This window comes from Streptomyces sp. NPDC107550 (assembly GCF_055639095.1).
Genome location: NZ_JBVKBC010000014.1, coordinates 1 through 23,563 on the forward strand (window position 1 = coordinate 1; position 23,563 = coordinate 23,563).

21 protein-coding genes are annotated in these 23,563 nt (G+C 73.1%); 9 read left to right on the top strand and 12 right to left on the bottom strand.

Features of this window, described 5'->3' with window-relative positions; genetic code table 11:
- Positions 1-380: 380 nt before the first annotated feature.
- From proC to ACZ7LY_RS19750, 8 genes are all read right to left on the bottom strand, one after another.
- Entirely contained in the window at positions 381-1,214 is an 834-nt protein-coding gene (gene proC, locus ACZ7LY_RS19715; protein ID WP_471625919.1) for a pyrroline-5-carboxylate reductase, read from the bottom strand.
- Positions 1,215-1,273: 59 nt separating this feature from the next.
- A complete protein-coding gene (locus tag ACZ7LY_RS19720) occupies positions 1,274-2,011 on the bottom strand; it encodes an ABC transporter permease (protein ID WP_471625920.1) in 738 nt (245 codons plus the stop codon).
- A 36-nt stretch (positions 2,012-2,047) separates the two neighbouring features.
- Positions 2,048-2,854: an ABC transporter ATP-binding protein gene (locus tag ACZ7LY_RS19725; RefSeq protein WP_471625921.1), complete on the bottom strand. Its 807-nt coding sequence runs from the start codon at positions 2,852-2,854 to the stop codon at positions 2,048-2,050.
- A 165-nt stretch (positions 2,855-3,019) separates the two neighbouring features.
- Positions 3,020-3,517: an EamA/RhaT family transporter gene (locus tag ACZ7LY_RS19730; protein WP_471625922.1), complete on the bottom strand. Its 498-nt coding sequence runs from the start codon at positions 3,515-3,517 to the stop codon at positions 3,020-3,022.
- A 306-nt stretch (positions 3,518-3,823) separates the two neighbouring features.
- A complete protein-coding gene (ilvD, locus tag ACZ7LY_RS19735; RefSeq protein ID WP_471625923.1) occupies positions 3,824-5,671 on the bottom strand; it encodes a dihydroxy-acid dehydratase in 1,848 nt (615 codons plus the stop codon).
- Between the two features lie 144 nt (positions 5,672-5,815).
- The gene (locus ACZ7LY_RS19740) at positions 5,816-6,442 is read right to left on the bottom strand and encodes a TetR/AcrR family transcriptional regulator (protein ID WP_471625924.1); all 627 of its coding nucleotides are present in this window, start codon (positions 6,440-6,442) and stop codon (positions 5,816-5,818) included.
- Entirely contained in the window at positions 6,439-7,263 is an 825-nt protein-coding gene (locus tag ACZ7LY_RS19745) for a sugar phosphate isomerase/epimerase family protein (protein WP_471625925.1), read from the bottom strand. Before ACZ7LY_RS19745 ends, ACZ7LY_RS19740 begins: the two co-directional genes overlap by 4 nt.
- Positions 7,264-7,700: 437 nt before the next feature.
- The gene (locus ACZ7LY_RS19750) at positions 7,701-8,633 is read right to left on the bottom strand and encodes a Ppx/GppA family phosphatase (RefSeq protein ID WP_471625926.1); all 933 of its coding nucleotides are present in this window, start codon (positions 8,631-8,633) and stop codon (positions 7,701-7,703) included.
- A 94-nt stretch (positions 8,634-8,727) separates the two neighbouring features.
- Here ACZ7LY_RS19750 and ACZ7LY_RS19755 point away from each other — a divergent pair, with 94 nt between their 5' ends.
- Positions 8,728-9,570: a DUF3109 family protein gene (locus ACZ7LY_RS19755; protein ID WP_471625927.1), complete on the top strand. Its 843-nt coding sequence runs from the start codon at positions 8,728-8,730 to the stop codon at positions 9,568-9,570.
- A gap of 38 nt (positions 9,571-9,608) precedes the next feature.
- Here ACZ7LY_RS19755 and ACZ7LY_RS19760 read toward each other — a convergent pair whose 3' ends face one another.
- Positions 9,609-11,387 carry a BACON domain-containing protein gene (locus tag ACZ7LY_RS19760; RefSeq protein WP_471625928.1) on the bottom strand — a complete coding sequence of 593 codons (1,779 nt, stop codon included), beginning with the start codon at positions 11,385-11,387 and terminating at the stop codon, positions 9,609-9,611.
- 286 nt (positions 11,388-11,673) lie between these two features.
- Between ACZ7LY_RS19760 and radA the strand changes: the two genes are divergently transcribed.
- Positions 11,674-13,092, top strand: coding sequence for a DNA repair protein RadA (gene radA, locus ACZ7LY_RS19765; RefSeq protein WP_471625929.1), 1,419 nt, complete (start codon positions 11,674-11,676; stop codon positions 13,090-13,092).
- Between the two features lie 92 nt (positions 13,093-13,184).
- A complete protein-coding gene (disA, locus tag ACZ7LY_RS19770; RefSeq protein ID WP_471625930.1) occupies positions 13,185-14,309 on the top strand; it encodes a DNA integrity scanning diadenylate cyclase DisA in 1,125 nt (374 codons plus the stop codon).
- A gap of 314 nt (positions 14,310-14,623) precedes the next feature.
- Here the strand turns inward: disA and ACZ7LY_RS19775 are convergent, their stop codons facing one another.
- Entirely contained in the window at positions 14,624-15,433 is an 810-nt protein-coding gene (locus ACZ7LY_RS19775; protein ID WP_471625931.1) for a hypothetical protein, read from the bottom strand.
- 187 nt (positions 15,434-15,620) lie between these two features.
- On the opposite strand from ACZ7LY_RS19775, the gene ACZ7LY_RS19780 reads away from it, so the two are divergent.
- Positions 15,621-16,298, top strand: a complete 678-nt coding sequence (locus ACZ7LY_RS19780) for a phosphatase PAP2 family protein (protein WP_471625932.1) — start codon at positions 15,621-15,623, stop codon at positions 16,296-16,298.
- A gap of 72 nt (positions 16,299-16,370) precedes the next feature.
- Here the strand turns inward: ACZ7LY_RS19780 and ACZ7LY_RS19785 are convergent, their stop codons facing one another.
- Together ACZ7LY_RS19785 and ACZ7LY_RS19790 are read right to left on the bottom strand one after the other, a co-directional pair.
- Positions 16,371-17,063, bottom strand: coding sequence for a response regulator (locus ACZ7LY_RS19785; RefSeq protein ID WP_471625933.1), 693 nt, complete (start codon positions 17,061-17,063; stop codon positions 16,371-16,373).
- The gene (locus ACZ7LY_RS19790; RefSeq protein ID WP_471625934.1) at positions 17,051-18,625 is read right to left on the bottom strand and encodes a sensor histidine kinase; all 1,575 of its coding nucleotides are present in this window, start codon (positions 18,623-18,625) and stop codon (positions 17,051-17,053) included. The genes ACZ7LY_RS19785 and ACZ7LY_RS19790 overlap by 13 nt, the downstream gene beginning before the upstream one ends.
- Before the next feature lie 154 nt (positions 18,626-18,779).
- Here ACZ7LY_RS19790 and ACZ7LY_RS19795 point away from each other — a divergent pair, with 154 nt between their 5' ends.
- The 5 genes from ACZ7LY_RS19795 (at position 18,780) to cseC (ending at position 23,462) form a co-directional block, all read left to right on the top strand.
- Positions 18,780-19,676 carry an HhH-GPD family protein gene (locus ACZ7LY_RS19795; RefSeq protein WP_471625935.1) on the top strand — a complete coding sequence of 299 codons (897 nt, stop codon included), beginning with the start codon at positions 18,780-18,782 and terminating at the stop codon, positions 19,674-19,676.
- A gap of 163 nt (positions 19,677-19,839) precedes the next feature.
- A complete protein-coding gene (locus tag ACZ7LY_RS19800; protein WP_471625936.1) occupies positions 19,840-20,382 on the top strand; it encodes a SigE family RNA polymerase sigma factor in 543 nt (180 codons plus the stop codon).
- Positions 20,370-21,041: a hypothetical protein gene (locus ACZ7LY_RS19805; RefSeq protein WP_471625937.1), complete on the top strand. Its 672-nt coding sequence runs from the start codon at positions 20,370-20,372 to the stop codon at positions 21,039-21,041. The genes ACZ7LY_RS19800 and ACZ7LY_RS19805 overlap by 13 nt, the downstream gene beginning before the upstream one ends.
- Positions 21,042-21,119: 78 nt before the next feature.
- Positions 21,120-21,851, top strand: a complete 732-nt coding sequence (gene cseB, locus ACZ7LY_RS19810) for a two-component system response regulator CseB (RefSeq protein WP_471626053.1) — start codon at positions 21,120-21,122, stop codon at positions 21,849-21,851.
- Positions 21,852-22,049: 198 nt separating this feature from the next.
- Positions 22,050-23,462, top strand: a complete 1,413-nt coding sequence (gene cseC, locus ACZ7LY_RS19815; protein WP_471625938.1) for a two-component system sensor histidine kinase CseC — start codon at positions 22,050-22,052, stop codon at positions 23,460-23,462.
- Positions 23,463-23,563: the final 101 nt, after the last annotated feature.

The following is a 23,563-nucleotide window of genomic DNA, read 5'->3' on the forward strand; positions in this document are numbered from 1 at the left end:
TTTCCTCGGGGTTCTGCTCCGCTTTCCGGCCTTTCGGCTTTCCGGCGGTTCCGACTCTATCAGATCCTTTCGGGCCTGATTCCCGGTCGAACGGGATCCAACTTGGTTTGTCTTCCCGGCTGTTGGGCCGTTCCGACCTGTGAGACTTTAGCGGAATCGCGGCTCCCGAGCTAATCGGGGTCCGGTTCTTTCGAACGTGGATTCCTCATTCCGCAAAAGCGCGCACAAAAGCACGACGAAGCTCGCCCTGCTGGTGAGTGGTTCTTGCGGATTGGCTGTCCGGGGACCGACCGGGGTCGGCGCTCACGTCGGACAACTCGGAGAACAGTACGGAGCGGCCCGGGGCGTGTCAACTTCGCGCCCCGGGCGGTCGCTCCCCGTCAGTTCGTGGTGCCGGAGGCCAGTTCGCGGCTGCGGTCGCGGGCGGCTTCCAGGGCGGCGATGAGGGCCGCGCGGACGCCGTGGTTCTCCAGCTCGCGGATGGCGTTGATGGTCGTACCCGCCGGGGAGGTGACGTTCTCGCGGAGCTTGACCGGGTGCTCGCCGCTGTCGCGGAGCATCGTGGCCGCGCCGATCGCGGACTGCACGATGAGGTCGTGCGCCTTGTCGCGCGGGAGGCCCAGCAGGATGCCGGCGTCCGTCATCGCCTCGACGAGATAGAAGAAGTACGCCGGGCCCGAGCCGGACAGGGCCGTGCAGGCGTCCTGCTGGGACTCGGGGACGCGCAGGGTCTTGCCGACGGAGCCGAACAGCTGCTCGGCGTGCGTCAGGTGGGCGGCCGTCGCGTGCGAACCGGCGGAGATGACGGACATGGCCTCGTCGACGAGGGCCGGGGTGTTCGTCATGACGCGGACGACGGGCGTGCCCGCGGGCAGGCGCTCCTCGAAGAACGTCGTCGGGATGCCGGCCGCGCCGCTGATGACCAGGCGGTCGGCGGGCAGATGCGGGGCCAGTTCGGTGAGGAGGGTGCCCATGTCCTGCGGCTTGACCGTGAGGATCAGGGTGTCGGCCTGTTCGGCGGCCTCGCGGTTGGTGACCGGGGTGACGCCGTAGCGGGTGCGCAGTTCCTCGGCGCGCTCCGGGCGGCGGGCCGTGACCAGGAGGTCGGCGGGGGCCTTGCCGCCGCGGATCATTCCGCTGAGCAGGGCTTCACCGATCTTGCCGGTGCCGAGGACGGCGACCTTGTGACGCGGGTGCTGGCTCGTCTGGCTCATGGGGGCATCCTCGCACCGCGCCCCCGGCCGGCCGCCCGGTGTCCGGTGGGCGGGACGGGTCAGGGGGTGCGGCGGCGGAGGGTGGCCGCGCCGAGCGCCAGGACGAGCAGCGCGCATCCGGCGACGACGAGCACGTCCCGTACGTACGCGGTGGTGAGGTCGGTGTGGCGCAGGACCTCGTTCATGCCGTCCACGGCGTACGACATGGGCAGGACGTCGGAGATCGCCGTGAGAACCGGCTGCATGCTGTCGCGCGGGGCGAACAGGCCGCAGAGGAGCAGCTGCGGGAAGATCACCGCCGGCATGAACTGGACGGCCTGGAACTCGGACGCGGCGAACGCCGAGACGAACAGGCCGAGGGCCGTGCCGAGCAGCGCGTCGAGCAGGGCGACGAGGAGCAGGAGCCAGGCGGAACCGGTGACGTTCAGGTCGAGGACCCATACCGCGAGGCCGGTGGCGAGGGCGGACTGGACGACGGCGACGGTGCCGAAGGCGAGGGCGTAGCCGGCGATGAGGTCGCCCTTGCCGAGGGGCATGGCGAGGAGCCGTTCGAGGGTGCCTCCGGTGCGTTCGCGCAGGGTGGCGATGGACGTCACCAGGAACATCGTGATCAGCGGGAAGATGCCGAGGAGCGAGGCGCCGATGGAGTCGAAGGTGCCGGGGCTGCCGTCGAACACGTAGCGGAGCAGGACCAGCATCAGGCACGGGATCAGCAGCATCAGGGCGATGGTGCGCGGGTCGTGGCGCAACTGGCGCAGGACGCGCAGCGCGGTGGCGGTGGTGCGGTACGCATTCATGTCGGGTCCCGGGGCTGGGTGCGGGGGCGGGCGGGGTCAGGGGCGGGCGGTGGTGGCGGCCGCGTCGACGAGGTGCAGGAACGCCTCCTCGACGGTGGCGGTGCCGGTGCGGGCGCGCAGTTCGTCGGGGGTGTCGCCGGTGGGGGCGGCGGTGAGCAGTTCGCCCTCGCGCATGAGGAAGAGGCGGTGGCAGCGTTCGGCCTCGTCCATGACGTGCGAGGAGACGAAGAGGGTCGTGCCGTGGTCGGCGGCGAGGCGGTGGAAGAGGTCCCACAGGTCGCGGCGGAGCACGGGGTCGAGGCCCACGGTCGGTTCGTCGAGGACGAGCAGGTCGGGGGTGCCGAGGAGGGCGACGGCGAGGGAGACGCGGCCGAGCTGTCCGCCGGAGAGGTGGCCGGCGAGGGCGTCGGCGTGGGCGGTGAGGTCGACGGCGGCCAGGACGCGGTCCGTCTCCTCGCGGCGTTCGGCGGCGCGGGCGCGGCCCGGGAGCAGGATCGCGGCGAAGGAGGCGAGGTTCTGGCGGACGGTGAGGTCGCGGTAGACGGAGGGGGCCTGGGTGACGTAGCCGACGCGGGTGCGGAGGGTGGGGTGGCCTGCGGGGTGGCCGAGGACGGTGAGGGTGCCGGTGGCTTTGGCCTGGGTGCCTACGAGGCTGCGCATCAGGGTGGATTTGCCGCAGCCGGAGGGGCCCAGGAGGCCGGTGATCTGGCCTCTCGGGACGGGGAGGGTGAGGTTGTGGAGGACCTTGTTCTGGCCTCGGGTGACGGTGAGGTTCGTTGCCTGTACGGCGGGGGCCTGTGTTGCGGGGTCGGGGGGTTTGGGGGCGCCCCGGGATTTATTCATCGTGCGATGAATATCCTCCGTGGGGGTGCGCTCGTCAAGGGGGTGGGGTGGGGGTGGCTCCGGCCGGTGGGGATCCTCGACTCTCGTCGTGGCTGGTCGCGCAGTTCCCCGCGCCCCTGGAGGGGCGACTGCGTCGCACCCTCCCCCTGGGGAGCCAGCGCAGCGTCAGCGGCGCTTCTTCTTGGAGGGGTTGCCGGTGCGGCGGGTGGCCCGGCGCTCGTACTGGGCCACGGCCTCCTCGTACTCCCGCCGGCGGAGCCCCTCCCCCGGCGCTTCGACCAGGCAGCGCAGCGCGTACGCGAGGAGTACGCCGACGAAGCCGATGGCGAGGAAGCCGCGCAGGGACGCCTGCTTCTCGGGGTCGGGGCGCTCGGAGAAGCCGCCCCAGGTGCGGGTGAAGGCGAGGGCACTACAGATGGCGAACATCGCCACGACCAGGATGTTCACGAACGAGCCGACGTCCGCGAGGGTCAGGCCCTGGTAGGCGAAGCGCAGGACGAAGCAGCCGGCGGCGGCGGCCACGAGCGCGCCGGCGCAGACCGCCGCGCGGCGCAACGGGTAGTGCCCGGAGTGGTCGACCCAGGTCGTCCCGAAGAAACGGATCTCTTCGGGGCGCGGGCCGGGAGCCGGGGAGGTGCGGGGGGTGCCGGTTTCGTCGCTCACGGTTCGATTATCGCCGTACCGCCCGCTTGTCCGGCCAGAAGCAGCGCGGGGCCCTTGGGCGGGCGGGCCTGCCCGTAGCTTCTTCGTCCTCGACATGCGTCGTGGTTGCTCGCGCAGTTCCCCGCGCCCCTGGAGGGGCGACTACGTCGCCACCTCCCCCCTGGGGAAGCTGCACGAAGTGCATGCTTCAGGGGCGCGGGGAACTGCGCGAGAAGCCCCACCGGGCCGCAGGTGGACGACCGTGGAAAGGGGCAGCGCCCCGTCAAGGGCGCCGGGGCTTTCGATGGGCCGCTCCCCGCAGAGGGGCTAGTTGGGGAGGGTGCGGACCGCTCCCTTGTCGGCGCTCGTGGCCATCGCCGCATACGCCCTGAGCGCCGCGGAGACCTTGCGCTCGCGGGACTTCGGCGCGTACACCCCGCCGAGCGCCTCCCGGCGACGCGCCAGTTCCTCGTCGGAGACCAGGAGTTCGATCGTGCGGGCCGGGATGTCGATGCGGATGCGGTCCCCGTCCTCGACGAGCGCGATCGTGCCGCCGGACGCCGCCTCGGGCGAGGCATGCCCGATGGACAGCCCCGACGTACCGCCGGAGAAGCGCCCGTCGGTGACCAGCGCGCACGCCTTGCCGAGCCCGCGGCCCTTGAGGTACGAGGTCGGGTACAGCATCTCCTGCATGCCCGGGCCGCCCTTGGGGCCCTCGTACCGGATGACGACGACGTCGCCCTCCTCGACCTCCTTCATGAGGATCTTCTGGACCGCTTCCTCCTGCGACTCGCAGACGACGGCGGGGCCCTCGAAGGTCCAGATGGACTCGTCGACGCCGGCGGTCTTCACGACGCAGCCGTCCTCCGCGAGGTTGCCCTTGAGGACGGCGAGGCCGCCGTCGGCGGAGTAGGCGTGGGCGACGTCGCGGATGCAGCCGCCGGCCGCGTCGGTGTCCAGGGAGTCCCAGCGCTTGGACTGGGAGAAGGCGGTGGCGGAGCGCTCGCAACCGGGGGCCGCGTACCAGAGGTCCTCGGCCTCGGCCGACGCGCTGCCGCCGCGCACGTCCCACGTGTCCAGCCACTCCTTGATGGAGGCGCTGTGGACGGTGTGCACGTCCTCGTTGAGCAGGCCACCGCGGTACAGCTCGCCGAGGATCGCGGGGATGCCGCCGGCGCGGTGCACGTCCTCCATGTAGTACGTCTTCGAGCCCGCGACGTTGGGCGCGACCTTGGCGAGGCAGGGGACGCGGCGCGAGACCGCGTTGATGTGGTCGAGGTTGTAGTCGACCTCGGCCTCCTGCGCGGCGGCGAGCAGGTGCAGGATCGTGTTCGTGGAGCCGCCCATGGCGATGTCGAGCGCCATCGCGTTCTCGAAGGCCGCGTGGGTGGCGATGTTGCGCGGGAGGACGGACGCGTCGTCCTCGCCGTAGTAGCGGCGGGTCAGCTCGACGACCGTGGCGCCGGCCCGCTCGTACAAAGCGCGGCGGCCGGTGTGGGTGGCGAGCAGCGAGCCGTTGCCCGGGAGGCTCAGGCCGATGGCCTCGGTCAGGCAGTTCATCGAGTTGGCGGTGAACATGCCGGAACAGGAGCCGCAGGTCGGGCAGGCGTTCTCCTCGATACGGAGGATGTCCTCGTCGGAGATCTTCTCGTTGACCGCCTCGGACATGGCGTCGACGAGGTCGAGGGTGCGGACCGTGCCGTCGACCAGGGTGGCGCGGCCGGACTCCATCGGGCCGCCGGAGACGAAGACCGTCGGGATGTTCAGGCGCAGCGCGGCCATGAGCATGCCGGGGGTGATCTTGTCGCAGTTGGAGATGCAGATGAGGGCGTCCGCGCAGTGCGCCTCGACCATGTACTCGACGGAGTCGGCGATCAGCTCGCGGGAGGGCAGCGAGTAGAGCATGCCGCCGTGGCCCATGGCGATGCCGTCGTCGACCGCGATGGTGTTGAACTCGCGCGCGATGCCGCCCGCCGCCGTGATCGCGTCGCTGACGATGCGGCCGACCGGCGCGAGGTGCGTGTGGCCGGGGACGAACTCCGTGAAGCTGTTCGCCACGGCGATGACGGGCTTGCGGCCGATGTCCGCGCTCGGTACACCGGAGGCGCGCATAAGGGCGCGTGCGCCCGCCATGTTGCGGCCGTGGGTGACTGTGCGGGACCTCAGCTCGGGCATCGTCGCTCGCTCCTTCGGGGGGAAAAGTCTCCTCCCGAGCGTACGCCGCCGCTCCAAGATCTGGACAGGCTGTCCGCATGCCGGAACATATGTCTCATCGCCCCGCCGCTCGGAGGGGCGGTCGCACGGCCCGTACGAGGCTGATCAGGGGCCGGTCAGATGGCCCTGGACGACCGGGGCGAGGTGGGCGACGAGGGCGTCGACGGGGGCCGAGGCGAGCGGTTCCGCCTTGATGACGTGGCGCAGCATCGCCGTACCCACGAGCTGGGCGACGGCGAGCGAGACGCGCAGTTCGGCCTCGCCCTCGGGTACGTCGAGGCGGCCCGCGACGCGGGTGAGGACCTGGGCGACGATCAGGCGGCGGAAGACAGCGGCGGCCGTCTCGTTGTTCACCGCCGAGCGCATGATCGCCAGCAGCGGGGCGCGGGTCGCGGGCGTCTCCCACACGCCGAGCACGAACCGGGTCAGGCGCTCGCCCACGTCGTCCAGCGGGCCCTCCCCGACCAGCGCGGGGGCCTGGAGCGCGGGCGCGAACGCGGTCTCGATCGCCGCCTCGAACGTCTGTTCCTTCGTACCGAAGTAGTGGTGCACGAGTGCCGCGTCGACGCCGGCGGCCTTGGCGATGCCGCGTACGGACGTCTTCTCGTAGCCGCGTTCGGCGAACTCCTCGCGGGCCGCGGCGAGGATGCGCTCGCGGGCGCCCGGCCCCTCGGCGGTCTCGGCGCGGGAGGGGCGGCCGCGGCCCCTGCGCGGGGCGGCGGGCTGTGTCATGGACGCGGCACCCGGACCGCGGACGCCAGGTGCAGGCGGGTGAAGGCGAGGGCCTCGGCGAGATCCGCCTCGCGTTCGGCGCTGGACATCGCGCGGCGGGTGTTGACCTCGATGACGACATGGCCGTCGAAGGCGGTCGCCGCGAGGCGCTCCAGGAGTTCCGCGCAGGGCTGGGTGCCGCGGCCGGGGACGAGGTGCTCGTCCTTGTTGGACCCGTTGCCGTCGGCGAGGTGGACGTGGCCGAGGCGGTCGCCCATCCGGTCGATCATGCCCATGGCGTCCGTACGGGCGGTCGCGGTATGGCTGAGGTCCACCGTGAAGTGGCGGTAGTCCTCCTTGGTGACGTCCCAGTCGGGGGCGTACGCGAGCATCTCGCGGTCGCGGTAGCGCCAGGGGTACATGTTCTCCACCGCGAAGCGGACGTCCGTCTCGTCGGCCATGCGCCAGATTCCGGTGACGAAGTCGCGGGCGTACTGGCGCTGCCAGCGGAAGGGGGGATGGACGACCACCGTGGACGCGCCGAGCTTCTCCGCGGCCTTCTTCGCGCGCTGGAGTTTGACCCAGGGGTCCGTGGACCAGACGCGCTGGGTGATCAGCAGGCAGGGGGCGTGTACGGCCAGGATCGGGATGTGGTGGTAGTCGCTCAGGCGGCGCAGGGCCTCGATGTCCTGGCTCACCGGGTCGGTCCAGACCATGACCTCTACGCCGTCGTAGCCGAGGCGTGCGGCGATCTCGAAGGCCGTCGCCGTGGACTCCGGGTAGACGGAGGCCGTCGACAGGGCGACCTTCGCATCCGGGATGCGCACCGCTGGTTCTGCCACCCAGCCAGAGTACGGGCCCGCCCCAACGCCCTCTCCCTCCGGGGGCCCGGGGCACGCAACGATCGGGCGCTGATCTCAGCCCCCCTCCCTCCTCAATCGCCGGAGGGGCTGGGAGTTGGGGCTGAGGCCAGCCCGCCAGGGCCGGAGGCCGGGGGGTGGCGCTGAGACCAGCCCCATCAGGGGCGCGGGGAACTGCGCGAGGAGCCCCACCGGGGCTGCACCCGAGGCACAACCTGTTCGCACCCGGTGCTGGGGTGCCGCCTTGCCCACCCGTGCCGCCCCAGGCGGCAGACTGCCCAAGGCGGCGGGGGCGGGGGGCGCCTAAAAGGCACCGGCGTTGGCAGCCCCGTAAGGGGCGCGGGGAACTGCGCGGGCGGGCACGACGCACCCCGCACTCTGGGGCGCCGGCGGTGATGGCGTGCCCGGTGCTCAAGGGGTCACTGGGGTGGGAGGTGGTCTAGGCGGCGGAGGATTACTCCCTCTCTCAGGGCCCAGGGGCAGATCTCTACGGACTCGACCCCGAACAGATCCATCGCGCCCTCGGCAACAAGCGCCCCCGCCAACAACTGCCCCGCCCGCCCCTCGGAAACCCCGGGCAACTCCGCCCGCTCCCCCACACTCATCGCCGCGAGCCTCGGCACCCAGTCCTCCAGAGACCTCCGTTTCAGCTCCCGCTGCACATACAGCCCCTCCGCCGACCGCGCCGCCCCGGCCAGCCGCGCGAGCTGCTTGAACGTCTTCGACGTAGCCACGACATGGTCCGGCGCCCCGAACCGGGCGAACTCCCCGACCGTCCGCGCGATCTGCGCCCGTACATGCCGCCGCAGCGCCTTGACGTCGGCGGGGTCCGCGGGATCGCCCGGCAGCCAGCCCGCCGTGAGCCGCCCGGCACCCAGCGGCAGCGAGGCCGCCGCGTCCGGTTCCTCGTCGATCCCGTACGCGATCTCCAGGGACCCCCCGCCGATGTCGAGGACGAGGAGTTTCCCGGCGGACCAGCCGAACCAGCGGCGCGCGGCGAGGAAGGTCAGCCGCGCCTCCTCCGCGCCGCTGAGCACCCGCAGCTCGACGCCGGTCTCGGCCTTGACGCGGGCCAGGACCTCATCGGCGTTGGTCGCTTCCCGCACCGCGGACGTGGCGAACGGCAGCAGGTCCTCGACGCCCTTGTCCTCGGCGGCCTCCAGCGCGTCCCGCACCGTGTCGACGAGCCGCTGGACGCCCTCGGGGCCGATCGCGCCGTGCTCGTCGAGGAGTTGGGCCAGGCGCAGATCGGCCTTGTGCGAGTGCGCGGGCAGCGGGCGCGCGCCCGGGTGCGCGTCCACCACGAGCAGATGCACCGTATTCGAACCCACGTCGAGGACACCGAGTCTCATGTACGGAACGCTACTGCGCCCGCTCGGCGCGCTGTGCCCGCAGGGGCCTTCCGCGAGGGGCCGTGGGAGGGGGTGGCCCCCTTACTCTGGAACCGTGCCAAAGACGAAAAAGGCCAAGGCCGACAAGAGCGACAAGAAGAAGACAACGTCGGCGGAGGCGAAGGCGGCGCTGACGCCTGTGGCGGACGAGAAGCCGATCGACTTCCCTCGCGCCTGGGTCGAGTTCCCGGACCCGGCCGACGACGAGCAGGTCTTCCGCTGTGATCTGACATGGCTGACCTCTCGTTGGACGTGCATCTTCGGCAGTGGCTGCCAGGGCATCCAGGCGGGCCGCGCGGACGACGGCTGCTGCACGCTCGGCGCGCACTTCTCCGACGAGGACGACGAGAAGCGCGTCGCGGAGCACGTGGCACGGCTCACGCCGGACATCTGGCAGCACCATGACGTGGGCACGGCGACCGGCTGGGTCTCCACGGACGAGGACGGGGAGCGGCAGACCCGCCCGTACGAGGGTTCCTGCATCTTCCAGAACCGGCCCGGGTTCGCCGGCGGCGCGGGCTGCTCGCTGCACATCCTGGCGCTCAAGGAGGGCCGCGAGCCGCTGGAGACCAAGCCGGACGTGTGCTGGCAGTTGCCGGTGCGACGGACGTACGAGTGGATCGACCGGCCCGACGACACGCGCGTCCTCCAGGTCTCGATCGGCGAGTACGACCGGCGCGGCTGGGGCCCCGGCGGCCACGACCTGCACTGGTGGTGCACGTCGGCCACCTCGGCGCACGGCGCGGGCGACCCGGTCTACGTCTCGTACGGGCCCGAGCTGACGGAGCTGATGGGCAAGGCCGGGTACGACAAGCTGGTCGAGCTGTGCGAGGAGCGGCTCGCGGCGCTGCCCAAGGGCCTGCCGCTGGTCGCCCCCCATCCGGCCGACCCGTCCTGATCCGACCCGGCCCGGCCCTCTTGGTTGCCGGGCCCCCTCTACGACGTGGGCGACGAGTCCCCCGGGCCTGAGGAGCCGCCCGACGGGTCCGAGGGGCTGCCCGAGTCCGTCGGCGTGGGCGTCGGGTCCGGGGTCGGCTCGGTGGTGCCGGGGTCGGTCGGCTCGGGGCTCGTCGGCGTCGGGGTCGGGTCCGGGCCGGGGCCGGTGGGGTCCGGGGTCCCGGGGTGGCTCGGTGTCGGGTCGGGGCTGCCGGGGCCGGGGCCGGGATTGCCGGTGTGCGAGCTGCCGCGCCCTTCGAGGGCGACGACCGCGCCGGACGGGTCGATGCCGATGCGGGCCCGCCAGTGCCCGGCCGGCTCCCTGGAGTGATCGACGTACACCATGATCGTGACGGACTCGCCGGGGCTCAGGGTGCCCGCGGTGCGGGTCAGGTAGAGCCAGGAGGCGTCGGTGTACGCGCGCCAGTGCACGGGCGCGCTGCCGGACGCCGTCAGCCGGACCATGGTCGCGCCGCCGCTCGGCTGGGCCTCGACGGTGAGGCGCCCGGGGCCGCGGCCGGACTTGTCGGGCGGTGAGACGACCTCGACGGACACGTCGTCGCCGTCGGGCGAGCGGCTGCCGGCGGTGAAGCGGGGGTCGGGGGTCGTGCTCGCGTTCCCCGCGTTCTGGTAGGTGTCGCCCGGGTGCTCGCCGCCGAACGCGCCGGGCTCGTCGGCCTCGCCCGCGCTGATCGAACGGCCGTCGCCGCCCTCGCCCGTCAGCGGGCCCCGGTAGGCGGCCCACAGGGCGAGCACCGGCGCGGCGACCACGGTGGCGACGACGGTCGTGGTGACGGCACGCGAACGCAGCCGGTCGCGGCGGGCGGCACGGTCCTTGGGGTCCATCGGGAAACCGCGCCGGTCGAAGCGCGGGGCGCCGGAGTGCGGGGCGTGCATCGCGCGGTGCAGCGCGGCGCGCGGGGCGGTGACCAGGGGCAGCATGGCCGGGGTGACGGAGGTGCCGGGCCAGGTGCCGGGGGCGGCGCGCTCGGCGGTGCGGCGACAGCGGGGGCAGTCGTCGACGTGCCGCACGAGTTCGCGGCGCAGGGCGGCGGAGAGCAGTAGTTGATTGTCGCCGGTCAGGCGGGCGACGCTCGGGCAGGTGCCGGTCTCGACCACGGCGAGCGCGGCGCGGGTCCGCTCGACCTCGCAGGCGGCGGCCGCGAGCAGTTCGCGGGTGGCGCCCGGGTCGGTGCCGAGGGCGGCGGCGACCTCGTGCGGGGTGAGGTGGTGGCGCACCGCGAGTTCGAGCGCTTCGCGCTGCTCGGGGGTGGTGCCGGCGGCCTCGGGCCAGGCCAGCATCGCCAGTTCGCGGCGGCGCTCCTCCTGGGTGAGCGGGTCGGGGACGTCGGCCCCGTCCGCCGCGTCCGGTCCGTCCGGTCCGTCCTGTGCGCCAGGGCCGGGGGGCGTGGCGGGCGGGGGCGTGGGGGCGCCCGCGTGGGCCGCGTGCGCCCCTTGCCTGCGCCGTTTGGCTTCGGCCAGTCGGCGCAGGCAGGACCAGCGGGCCAGGGCGTACAGCCATGCCTTGCGGTCGGACTCGCTGTCGGGCGCGCGCGAGCCGCGCCGCTCGGCGAGCGCCAGCGCGTCCCCGAGGGCGGCGGTGGCCTCGTCGTGGTCGCACAGGACGGACAGGCAGTACGTGAACAAGCCGTCCAGCCAGGGCTCGTAGCGCGCGGGCGGTCGCTGGGCGGCAGCGCGCGGCGCCGGCCGCCGCGACCCGGCGCGGTGCGCCCGGTGTGCGCCGGTGGTGTGCGTGGGAGTTTCCGGCCTGCTGCTCATCACCCGTGCGACCGTAGGCGGCGGGCAGGGGGCCCTTCCGCCCCCTTGAGCACATTTAATCCTTACGGGTGAAACGATCCCTCAAAAGGGGACAGGAACTCTTCATTCCGTGGCCATCACCCTTACGGGCGGCGACCGAAACGTTCGGCCTCGGGGCGGGGGTCGGGGGTGGCTCCGGGGGGCGGGGTCGGGACCGGGAGCGCGGGCGGGCTCGGGGCGGGGGTCGGGGGTGGCTCCGGGGGCGGGGTCGGGCCGGTTGTCAGTGGGGGCGGTTACGGTTCGTGGCATGGCAGCCCGTACGAAGACCGCGAACTCCGGTAAGCAGCGCCCCTCCTACCGCTGCACCGAATGCGGCTGGCAGACGGCCAAGTGGCTCGGCCGCTGCGCCGAGTGCCAGGCGTGGGGGACGATCGAGGAGTACGGCGCGCCCGCCGTGCGCACGACCGCGCCGGGCCGCGTCACGACGTCCGCGCTGCCCATCGGCCAGGTCGACGGCAGACAGGCCACCGCCCGGCCGACCGGCGTGGCCGAGCTGGACCGCGTCCTCGGCGGCGGTCTCGTACCGGGCGCGGTGGTGCTGCTCGCGGGCGAGCCCGGCGTCGGCAAGTCCACGCTCCTGCTCGACGTCGCGGCCAAGTGCGCCTCCGACGAGCACCGCACGCTGTACGTGACGGGCGAGGAGTCCGCCTCGCAGGTCCGGCTGCGCGCCGACCGCATCGGCGCCATCGACGACCACCTCTATCTCGCCGCCGAGACCGACCTGTCCGCCGTCCTCGGGCACCTCGACGCCGTCAAGCCGTCCCTGCTGGTCATGGACTCCGTGCAGACCGTCGCCTCCCCCGAGATCGACGGCGCGCCCGGCGGCATGGCGCAGGTCCGCGAGGTGGCGGGGGCCCTGATCCGCGCCTCCAAGGAGCGCGGCATGTCCACGCTGCTCGTCGGGCACGTCACCAAGGAGGGCACCATCGCGGGCCCGCGCCTGCTGGAGCACCTGGTCGACGTCGTCCTGAACTTCGAGGGCGACCGGCACGCCCGGCTGCGGCTCGTGCGCGGCGTGAAGAACCGGTACGGGACCACCGACGAGGTCGGCTGCTTCGAACTGCACGACGAGGGCATCACGGGCCTCGCCGACCCCAGCGGCCTGTTCCTGACCCGGCGGGCCGAGCCCGTGCCCGGCACCTGTCTCACCGTCACCCTGGAGGGCCGCCGGCCGCTCGTCGCCGAGGTGCAGGCGCTCACCGTCGACTCCCAGATCCCCTCGCCCCGGCGCACCACGTCGGGCCTGGAGACCTCGCGGGTGTCGATGATGCTCGCCGTGCTCGAACAGCGCGGGAAGATCAGCGCCTTGGGCAAGAGGGACATCTACTCGGCGACCGTGGGCGGCGTGAAGCTGTCCGAGCCCGCCGCCGACCTCGCCATCGCGCTCGCGCTCGCCTCCGCCGCCAGCGACACACCGCTGCCGAAGAACCTTGTGGCGATCGGTGAGGTGGGGCTCGCGGGCGAGGTCAGACGGGTCACGGGCGTGCAGCGCCGGCTCGCCGAGGCGCACCGACTGGGCTTCACCCACGCGCTCGTACCGTCCGATCCGGGCAAGGTCCCGGCCGGGATGAAGGTGCTCGAAGTGGCCGACATAGGGGACGCGCTGCGGGTGCTGCCGAGGAGCCGTCGCCGAGAGGCCCCACGGGAGGCGGAGGAGCGCCGGTAGACTTTGCCCTGGTCTCGCCCGTGCGTACGAACGCGACGAACCCCCGGGGCACGGAAGAGTCCGCGACAGAGCCTGCGATCCGGAGGAGTGCAGTGGCAGCCAATGACCGGGCAGCAGCTCCCGGAAAGTCCGGCGGGAGTTCCGGTGCGGACTCTCTGATGCGCGCCTCGCTGAGCGCGGTGGCCCCCGGCACGGGCCTGCGTGACGGTCTGGAGCGCATCCTCCGGGGCAACACCGGAGGGCTCATCGTCCTCGGTTCCGACAAGACGGTCGAGTCGATGTGCACGGGCGGTTTCGTCCTCGACGTGGAGTTCAGCGCGACGCGCCTGCGTGAGCTGTGCAAGCTCGACGGCGGCATCGTGCTCTCCTCGGACCTCAGCAAGATCCTGCGGGCGGGCGTACAGCTCGTACCGGACCCGACGATCCCCACCGAGGAGACCGGCACGCGGCACCGCACGGCCGACCGCGTCAGCAAGCAGGTCGGGTACCCGGTGGTCTCCGTGTCGCAGTCCATGCGGCTCATCGCCCTGTACGTGGACGGGCAGCGGCGCGTGCTCGAGGACTCCGCGGCGATCCTGTCCCGGGCCAATCAGGCGCTCGCCACGCTGGAGCGGTACAAGCTGCGGCTGGACGAGGTCGCGGGGACGCTGTCCGCGCTGGAGATCGAGGACCTCGTCACCGTGCGGGACGTCGTCGCCGTCGCGCAGCGCCTGGAGATGGTGCGGCGGATCGCCACCGAGATCGCGGAGTACGTGGTCGAACTGGGCACCGACGGGCGGCTTCTCGCGCTGCAGCTCGACGAGTTGATCGCCGGGGTCGAGCCCGAGCGGGAGCTCGTCGTACGGGACTATGTGCCGGAGCCCACGGCGAAGCGGTCGCGGACCGTGGACGAGGCGTTGACCGAGCTGGACGCGCTGCATCACGGGGAGCTGCTCGAACTGCCCATCGTGGCGCGGGCGCTCGGGTACACGGGGTCGCCGGAGGCGCTGGACTCCGCGGTGTCGCCGCGGGGATTCCGGCTGCTGGCGAAGGTGCCTCGGCTGCCGGGGGCGATCATCGACCGGCTCGTCGAGCACTTCGGGGGGTTGCAGAAGCTGCTCGCGGCGAGTGTGGACGACCTTCAGACCGTGGACGGGGTCGGGGAGGCGCGGGCGCGGTCTGTTCGGGAGGGGCTTTCCCGGTTGGCGGAGTCTTCGATTCTGGAGCGGTACGTCTAGCCTTCGGCGGGCTGGATCGTTGCGTACCCGGGGTTCAAGTCACCGTCACGGGGCTCCGCCCCGGGCCCCGCTCCTCAAGCGCCGGAGGGGCTGGGAGTTGGCATAAGGGCCCGATCGTTGCGTACCCCGGGTTCACGTCACCGTCACGGGGCTCCGCCCCGGACCCGCTCCTCAAGCGCCGGAGAGGCTGGGAGTTGGCATAAGGGCCCGATCGTTGCGTACCCCGGGTTCACGTCACCGTCACGGGGCTCTGCCCCGGGCCCCGCTCCTCAAGCGCCGGAGGGGCTGGGAGTTGGGGCACCCGGGGCTGGGGGTCAGTCGGACTTTAGGACGAAGGAGGTGCGGCTGTCTGTCAGTTGGGCGCCCTTGACCTCTACCAGGTAGGTGCCCGGCGTCGCCTTCGTTGGCGGGGCCGTGGCGCAGCGGGCGGCGCTCGGGCTGCGGTCCCAGGTGAGGGTGCGGGAGACCTGGTCGCCGGCGGGGACGCGGAGCAGGAGCGTGCCGGTGCCCGCGGGGCAGTCGTCGGAGGCCCAGAACTTCTTGTCGTCGTCCGCCTTGGTGATCGTCACGACGGCCGTCTTGGGGCCGAGGTCCACCTTGCAGTCCTTGTCGGTCGTGTTCTTGACGACCAGTCGGAGCTTCGGCTTGTCGCCGGGCGCGTAGGAGTTGTGCAGGCTGCGGACCGAGAGCGTGACGCCGCCCGCCGTGCAGTCGGGCAGGCTGGAGCCGGCGGGGACCTGGTCGCCGGAGGACGTGCTCGTGGAGGAGCCGTCGCCCTTGCCGCCGGCCGCCGCGCCGCCACCGCCCGAGCCGCCCGCGCCGCCGGACCCGCCCGCGCCGCCGCCCGAGCCGCCGGAACCGGAGCCTGAGCCGCCGCCCGACTCGTCGCGTCCGCCCGGGTGTTGGCTGATGGCGGGGCCTGAGCCGGAGGGGCCGGGCGTGATGGACTGCGTCGGGTGCTTGCCGCCGGCGCCGCCCGCGCCGTTCTTCCCGCCGCCGCCACCGAGGTTGACGATCCAGACGATCAGCAGCGCGAGCAGCGCCACCACGGACAGCAGAACGGCCCTCCGTCGCCAATAGATGGAGGAGGGAAGCGGCCCGATCGGATTGCGCAGAGATCCCACAGCCCAAACCTTACGAGAGATCGGGCCGTTGTCCGGCGCCCACCCGCCGCGAGGACCCGGGAGTTTTGCGGATCATCATCCTGCGGCCGGGGCGGAAGGCCCGCGACGACCCCTGTCTTTCGTCAGGTGCGGGCCGCGACCATCGCGGGATGTGACACCGGCCGGTCATTGCGTACTGTCCGTCACCATGGGAACCATCGACTCCGATCTCTATCGTGACATCACCGAATTCGCGCACGACACCCCTTCCTGGATCCAGCATCTGATGGAGGTGTGGACGGAACTGGGGCTGTTGCTGTTCGCCGTGCTGTTCGTCGTCGCCTGGTGGCGGGCGCGGCGCGGCGACCCGCGGGCGCTGGCCGTGGCGGTGCTCGCGCCGCTGGCGACCGCGGTGGCGTATGTGTGCAGCGAGGTGATCAAGTCGGGGCTCGTCGAGGAACGCCCGTGCCGCGCGGTGTCCGGGGCGCTTCCGTCGCTGGTGGACTGCCCCACGTACGGGGACTGGTCGTTCCCGTCGAACCACGCGACGATCGCCGCGGCCGCCGCGGTCGGTCTCGCGCTGGCCTGGCCGGCGATCGGCTGGCTGACGGTGCCGATGGCGCTGCTCATGGCGTTCTCGCGGGTGTTCGTCGGTGTGCACTACCCGCACGACGTGGCGGCGGGCCTGCTGCTCGGCACGCTTTTCGCGTTCCTCGTCGTGAAGGGGCTGACGCGGCCTGGGGCGCGGGTCGCGGAGGCGATGCGGGGCTCGGGCAACGGGGCGGTGCGGTGGTTCGCGGGCCCGGGTCCGGTCGGGGTCGCGGGCGCGCCGCAGTCCTCGTACGCGACCGGGCGCGGCGGGCGCAGGGGTTCCCACCGGCGCTGAGCCGCCGGGCACGCCGTGGGCGGGGCGGGATCTGACGGGCCGTCGCCCGCCGGGTGCCGCCCCGGTCTTCGTTCAGACCTTGCGGTCGTCGAGGAGGCCGGCCTCGTAGGCGACGATCGCTGCCTGGACGCGGTTGCGTACCTCCAGGCGGTCGAGGACGGCGCTGACGTACGCCTTGACCGTGCCCTCGACGAGGTGGAGGCGGTCGGCTATCTCCGGGTTGGACAGGCCGGCGCCGACCAGGCCGAGGACTTCGCGCTCGCGCGGGGTGAGGGACTGCACGCGGCGGCGGGCGGACGCCTCGCGGGCCAGGCGGGTGCCGCCGAGGCCGTCGATGACGTGCCGGGCGACCTTCGGCGACAGGAAGGCGGCGCCGCCCGCGACGGCGCGGACGCCCGCCATGAGTTCGTGCGGGTCGCCGGACTTGAGCAGGAAGCCCGTGGCGCCGCCGCCGAGCGCGCGGGCGACGTACGCGTCCTCGGAGAACGTCGTGAGCATGGCGACGGCGGTGCCGGGGACGCCCGCGGTGATCTCCTCGGCCGCCGCGAGGCCGTCCAGGCGGGGCATACGGATGTCGAGCAGCGCCACGTCGGGGCGGTGGGCGCGGGCGAGCGTGACGGCCTCGCGGCCGTCGGCGGCCTCGGCGACGACCTCGAAGTCGCCGCCGGCGGCGAGGATCGCGGCGACGCCCGCGCGGATCATGGCCTCGTCGTCGGCGAGCAGGACCCGGATGGGGCGCCCGGAGCCCTGGTTCAGCGCGCCCATTCGCGCTCCTCCTCCTGTACTTGGTCGGCGGTGCCGGCGCGCGGTATCAGTTCCTTGTCGACGAGGGTGTGGGCCGTGTCGTCGCCGAAGCAGAGCCTGAAGTGCGCCACGGTCACGAAGAGTTCGCCGCTCGCCCGGTAGTAGCGGCAGTCCGCGTGCGCGGGCGGCGGGGTCGGGGCGCGCTCGACGGGCGGGTCGCCGATGGTGCGTGCGGGCAGTCGGGGGTACGCCTCGGCGAAGGGGGTGCCGAGGCGCAACTGCGCGTACGCCTGCGGGGTGAGGACGGCGTGCGTCTTCGTGTACGCGTACCAGGTGAACGCGCCGCCGATCAGAACGGTTCCCGCGACGGCCGCCGCGCCGAAGGCGAGTCCGACGCGGCGGCGCGCGCTGCGCCGGGCGTCGGCGAAGCCGCTGTCGGGGCCCGCCGGGCGGGTGCCGCCCGCGCCGGGTGCGGGGAGCCGTGCCGTGACGCGGAAGCCGCCCTCGTGCGGGCCCGCGTCGAAGGTGCCGCCGAGCGCGGTGATGCGGGCGCGCAGTCCGAGCAGCCCGGTGCCGCTGCCGCCGCCGGGGCGGGGCGGGGCGGCGGGGGCGCTGTTGGTGACGGTGAGGGTGGTGGCGCCGTCGGCGGCGGTGGCGGCCTCGACGGTGACGGGGGCGCCGGGGGCGTGTTTGGCGGCGTTGGTGAGGGCTTCCTGGACGACGCGGTAGGCGGTGCGGTCGTCGGGGGCGGGGGTGCCGGTGAGGCGGACGGGCAGGCCGGACTCGGCGGCGCGTTCGACAAGAGCGGCGACGCTTTCGCCGGCGGGGGCGAGCGGCGCGGGTTCGTCGTCGTCCTCGCGGAGCAGGCCGATGATGCCGTGCAGGCGGTCGGTGGCGTCGGAGGCGGCGGCGCGCAGTTCGGCGGCGGCGGTGCGGTGGGTGTCGGCGAGGCCGGGGGCGACCTGGAGGGCGCCTGCGCGCAGTGCGATGAGGCTGAGTTCGTGGCCGAGGGAGTCGTGCATGTCCTGGGCGATGCGGGCCCGCTCGCGCAGCCGGGCGCGGTCGGCGACGATGCGGTGTTCGCGCTCCAGTTGCTCGGCGCGGGCCCAGCCGGCGGCGGTCAGTTCGCGGCTCTGGCGCCAGTAGCGGCCGATGAGCCAGGGGAAGACCGCGCCGAACAGGAGCGTGCCCATGAGCACGAGCCACTCGGCGGCGGGATCGACCTGGCGCACGCCGATCTTGGCGGTGCCCGCGGCGGCGACGGCGGCGAAGGCGAGCAGCGAGGGCCGTACGGTGGCCGAGCGCAGGCCCATCAAATACGCGAAGGCGGCGAGGGCGGCCCCGTAGGAGAGGGTGAACAGGGAGGACGCGACGGCGAGGCCGGGGGCGGCGGCCAGCAGGAACGCGGTCGCGGGCAGCCTGCGGTGGCTCGCGGCGGCCCCGCCGAGGGCGGTGAGGGCGGCGAGCTGGAGCCAGGTGGCGTCGGGTTCGTGCAGGTGCAGCCACTCGACGGCGAAGACGGGCAGGGCCAGGGCGGCCCACAGCACGAGGTCGGCGAGCAGTGCGCGACGGCGGTCGGTCACGTCTCGACGGTACAAGCGCGGCGCGCGGCCGCGCCCCTGCCGATCGTCGGGTGCGGGTGGTGCCGGGCGTCAGATCCGCGCCGCGCAGACCCCCCGTACGCGACGCCCCGGCGGCTGATCCGGGGGGTGTCGGCATGGCAGGATCGGCGGTGCCATGACTGCGACCACGAAGTCCTCCGAGCTGCACGCGCCCGTCCTCGACTGGTTCGAGGAGAACGCCCGCGACCTGCCCTGGCGCCGCCCCGAGGCGGGGCCCTGGGGCGTGATGGTCAGCGAGTTCATGCTCCAGCAGACCCCGGTGAGCCGGGTGCTGCCCGTGTACGAGCAGTGGCTCGCGCGCTGGCCCCGCCCCGCCGACCTGGCCCGGGAGGCGCCCGGTGAGGCGGTCCGCGCGTGGGGCCGGCTCGGCTATCCGCGCCGCGCGCTGCGGCTGCACGGCGCGGCCGTCGCCATAACGGAACGGCACGGCGGTGACGTACCGACCGGGCACGCGCAGTTGCTGGCGCTGCCGGGGATCGGCGAGTACACGGCGGCGGCGGTCGCCTCGTTCGCGTACGGGCAGCGGCACGCGGTGCTCGACACGAACGTACGGCGGGTCTTCGCGCGCGTAGTGGGCGGTACGCAGTACCCGCCGAACGCGACGACGGCCGCCGAGCGGAAGCTGGCGCGCGCGCTGCTGCCGGACGACGAGGCGACGGCGGCGAAGTGGGCGGCGGCCTCGATGGAGCTGGGCGCGCTGGTGTGCACCGCGAAGAACGAGGACTGCGCGCGCTGTCCGGTCGCGGCGCTGTGCGCGTGGCGGCTCGCGGGCAAGCCGGCGCACGACGGTCCCGCGCGGCGCGGGCAGACGTACGCGGGGACGGACCGGCAGGTGCGGGGCAAGCTGCTGGCCGTCCTGCGGGAAGCGGCGGACCCGGTTCCGCAAGCGGCCCTCGACCGGGTCTGGGACGAGCCCGTGCAGCGGGCGCGGGCGCTGGACGGCCTGGTCAGCGATGGTCTGGTGGAGCCGCTCGGGGACGGTCTGTACCGGCTGCCCGGCGCTCGCGTCTGACGCGCCTTTAGGCCGTCCTTAGGTCCGTTACACAACCGACGCACAGCCGTGCGCCCGCCGAAGGCTGGAACGGACAACGCCGTGACACGGCCTCCGTAACTTCATCTCCGTAACCGCACAGGACCGGTGCGGACGGGGAGCAGGAAGCGGGAGGCGGATCATCATGGCGCACGGCGGTGAGGTGCTCGAGTTCGAGGAGTACGTGCGGACGCGGCAGGACGCTCTGCTGCGCAGCGCCCGGCGCCTGGTCCCCGACCCCGTCGACGCGCAGGACCTCCTGCAGACGGCGCTCGTGCGGACGTACGGGCGCTGGGACGGCATAGCGGACAAGCGGCTTGCGGACGCCTACCTGCGCCGTGTCATGATCAACACCAGGACCGAGTGGTGGCGCGCCCGGAAGCTGGAGGAAGTGCCCACGGAGCAGCTCCCTGAGTCCCTCGTGGACGACTCGACGGAGCAGCACGCGGACCGTGCCCTGCTGATGGACATCATGAAGGTGCTGGCTCCCAAGCAGCGCAGCGTCGTCGTGCTGCGACACTGGGAGCAGATGTCCACAGAGGAGACGGCCGCCGCCCTCGGTATGTCGGCCGGAACCGTGAAGAGCACGCTGCACCGGGCACTCGCCCGGCTCCGCGAGGAGCTGGAGAGCCGTGACCTCGATGCCCGCGCGCTCGAACGGGAGGAGCGGGAGCGTTGCGCGGCCTAGGCCATCGTGCCTCTTGGGTGCGGCGAGCGGTGAGGGCGGGGAGTTCGGTGTTCGCCGGGCTCGCCGCCATCGGGCTTTTCGTCGGCTTGCTCGCCGCCTGTTCGGCAGGCGGTACGGGCGCGCGTGACGAGGGCCCCGCGAGAACCGACCCGGTCGGCTCCAGCACCCCCGCCGCCCCCGCGAGCCCCGCGCCCACCGCGAGCCCCGCGCCCCTGGACGTGGTCCGGCTCGTCAAGCACGACCCCGAGGTCGGCGACGACATCAAGCGCGACCTCAAGCCCTGCGTGAAGAACGAGTACCCGGTCGACGTGAGCTACGGCAGCCTCACCGGCGGCTCCGCCAACGACATCGTGGTGAACGTGATGACGTGCGGCGACGCCGTCGGCATCGGCACGTACGTGTACCGCGACAAGGGCGGTGAGTACCAGAATGTCTTCCAGGCGGAGGAGCCCCCGGTCTACTCCGAGATCGACCGGGGTGATCTCGTGGTGACCAAGCAGGTGTACGAGAAGGGTGACTCGGTCGCCTCTCCGTCGGGCGAGGAAGTCCTCACGTACCGCTGGAAGAGGGGCCGCTTCGTTCAGGTCGACCACACGCACAACGACTACAGCCACGCCGTGGACGGGGACTCGCCGAGCCCTGTCGCGGGCGACGGCTGACCGCCGGCGGACGACGGCTGATCGCTGACCGCTGACGGCTGACCGCTGACCAGGAAGGACGGGAGACACATGAGCGCCATGGGTGAGCGCAAGGGTGAGCAGACCCACGTGCTGTTCGTCGAGGACGACGACGTGATCCGCGAGGCCACCCAGCTCGCCCTGGAGCGGGACGGCTTCGCGGTGACGGCCATGCCGGACGGGCTCGCGGGCCTGGAGGCGTTCCGCGCCGACCAGCCCGACATCGCGCTGCTGGACGTCATGCTGCCCGGCCTCGACGGCGTCTCGCTGTGCCGCCGCATCCGGGACGCGTCGACCGTCCCCGTGATCATGCTGTCGGCGCGCGCCGACTCCATCGACGTCGTGCTCGGCCTGGAGGCCGGCGCGGACGACTACGTGACCAAGCCGTTCGACGGGGCCGTCCTCGTCGCCCGCATCCGCGCGGTGCTGCGCCGCTTCGGGCACGCGGGCGGGCCCGCCGCCTTCGCCGGCGGCGGCGCGGGCGAGGCGGCCTCCGGCGGGGACGGGGGCGTGCTGCGCTTCGGTGACCTGGAGATCGACACCGAGGGCATGGAGGTGCGCCGGGGCGGGGAGCCGGTGGCGCTGACGCCGACCGAGATGCGGCTGCTGCTGGAGTTCTCCTCGGCGCCCGGCACGGTGCTGTCCCGCGACAAGCTTCTTGAGCGGGTGTGGGACTACGGCTGGGGCGGGGACACGCGCGTCGTCGACGTCCATGTGCAGCGGCTGCGCACCAAGATCGGCCAGGACCGGATCGAGACGGTCCGTGGTTTTGGTTACAAGCTGAGGGCTTGAGCGGATGTGGGTCGGTGGTGGGCGGGTGTTCGGTGTGCGGGGTTTTTGGCTGCGGGCCTCTTCTTTTGAGGGGGCCTTTGTTCAGGGGGCTTGTCCAGTGCGGCCGGGTTCAGGGTTCTGTGCGCGGTTCCTCGCGCCCCTGGGTGGGCTGAGGTGGGCCCGGGGCCATGTGGTCCTGGGTGGGCGGGGTGGGTGGTGATGGCTGTGGGGGCTTCTGGAGGGCGGGTGTTGCGGGCTCAGGGGCGCTCCGCCGAGCGTGGGACGACGTCGGTGCGGCGGCTGCTGCCCCGGCGGCTGCGCCGCACCCTGCACACGGGCGTGCGGTGGAAGATCAGCGCCGCCATCGCCCTGGTCGGCGCGCTGGTCGCGGTCGCCCTGAGCCTCGTCGTCCACAACGCGGCACGCGTCTCCATGCTGGACAACGCGCGCGATGTGCAGGACGAGCGCATCCAGTTCGTGCAGCGCCAGTACGAGGCCCGCGGCGGGAACCTGCCGGTCGGCTTCAAGGTCAACGACCCGGACATGCCGCATGAGCTGCGCGCGAAGGCCCTGTCCGGACGCCGCGCCACGTTCGTCTCCGAGCCGTCCGACGGCGTGCCCGACATCTGGGCCGCGGTCCCGCTGAGCAACGGCGAGCTGCTGTCCGTCCACACCCGGTTCACCGACCGCAGCGCCACCGTCATGGACGACCTCGACCAGGCCCTGATCATCGGCTGCATCGCGGTCGTCTTCGGCGGCAGCGCGGTTGGCGTCCTCATCGGCGGCCAGCTCTCGCGGCGGCTGCGCAAGGCGGCCAGCGCCGCGCGGGACGTGGCGCGCGGCCAGACCGACGTCCGGGTGCGGGACGCCATCGGCGGCGTGGTCCGCGACGAGACGGACGATCTGGCGCGGGCCGTCGACTCCATGGCCGACGCCCTCAAGCAGCGGCTGGAGGCCGAGCGCCGGGTCACCGCCGACATCGCGCACGAGCTGCGCACCCCGGTCACCGGCCTGCTCACGGCGGCCGAGCTGCTGCCGCCGGGCCGCCCCAGCGAACTCGTCAGGGACCGCGCGCAGGCGATGCGCACGCTCGTCGAGGACGTCCTCGAAGTGGCCCGCCTGGACAGCGCGGCCGAGCGCGCCGAGTTGCAGGACATCATGCTCGGGGAGTTCGTGCAGCGCCGGATGGCGACCCGCGCGGCCGAGGGCGTCACGGTCAACGTCATCCACGAGTCCGAGGTGACCACCGACCCGCGCCGTCTGGAGCGCATCCTGTTCAACCTGCTGGCCAACGCCTCCAAGCACGCCCGGCCGCCCATCGAGGTCAGCGTCGAGGGCCGTGTCGTACGGGTACGGGACCACGGCCCCGGGTTCCCCGAAGACCTGCTGGAGGAGGGCCCGAGCCGGTTCCGCACCGGCGCGGCGGACCGCGCGGGCCACGGGCACGGGCTCGGTCTGACCATCGCCGCCGGCCAGGCCCAGGTCCTCGGCGCCCGGCTCACCTTCCGCAACATCCGCCCCCCGGGCACCGAGCCCGGCACCCCGGCGGAGGGCGCGGTGGCGGTCCTCTGGCTCCCCGAACACGCCCCGACGAACACGGGCAGCTTCCCGATCGTGCGGCTGCCGGACTGAGCGGCGGCTGCCGGAGTGAGCGCGCGTACGGCGTGCGTACGTCACCGCCCCGCGGTCCCTCGGGGGGACGGCGGGGCGGTGGCGTAGGGAGAGGGGGCCGA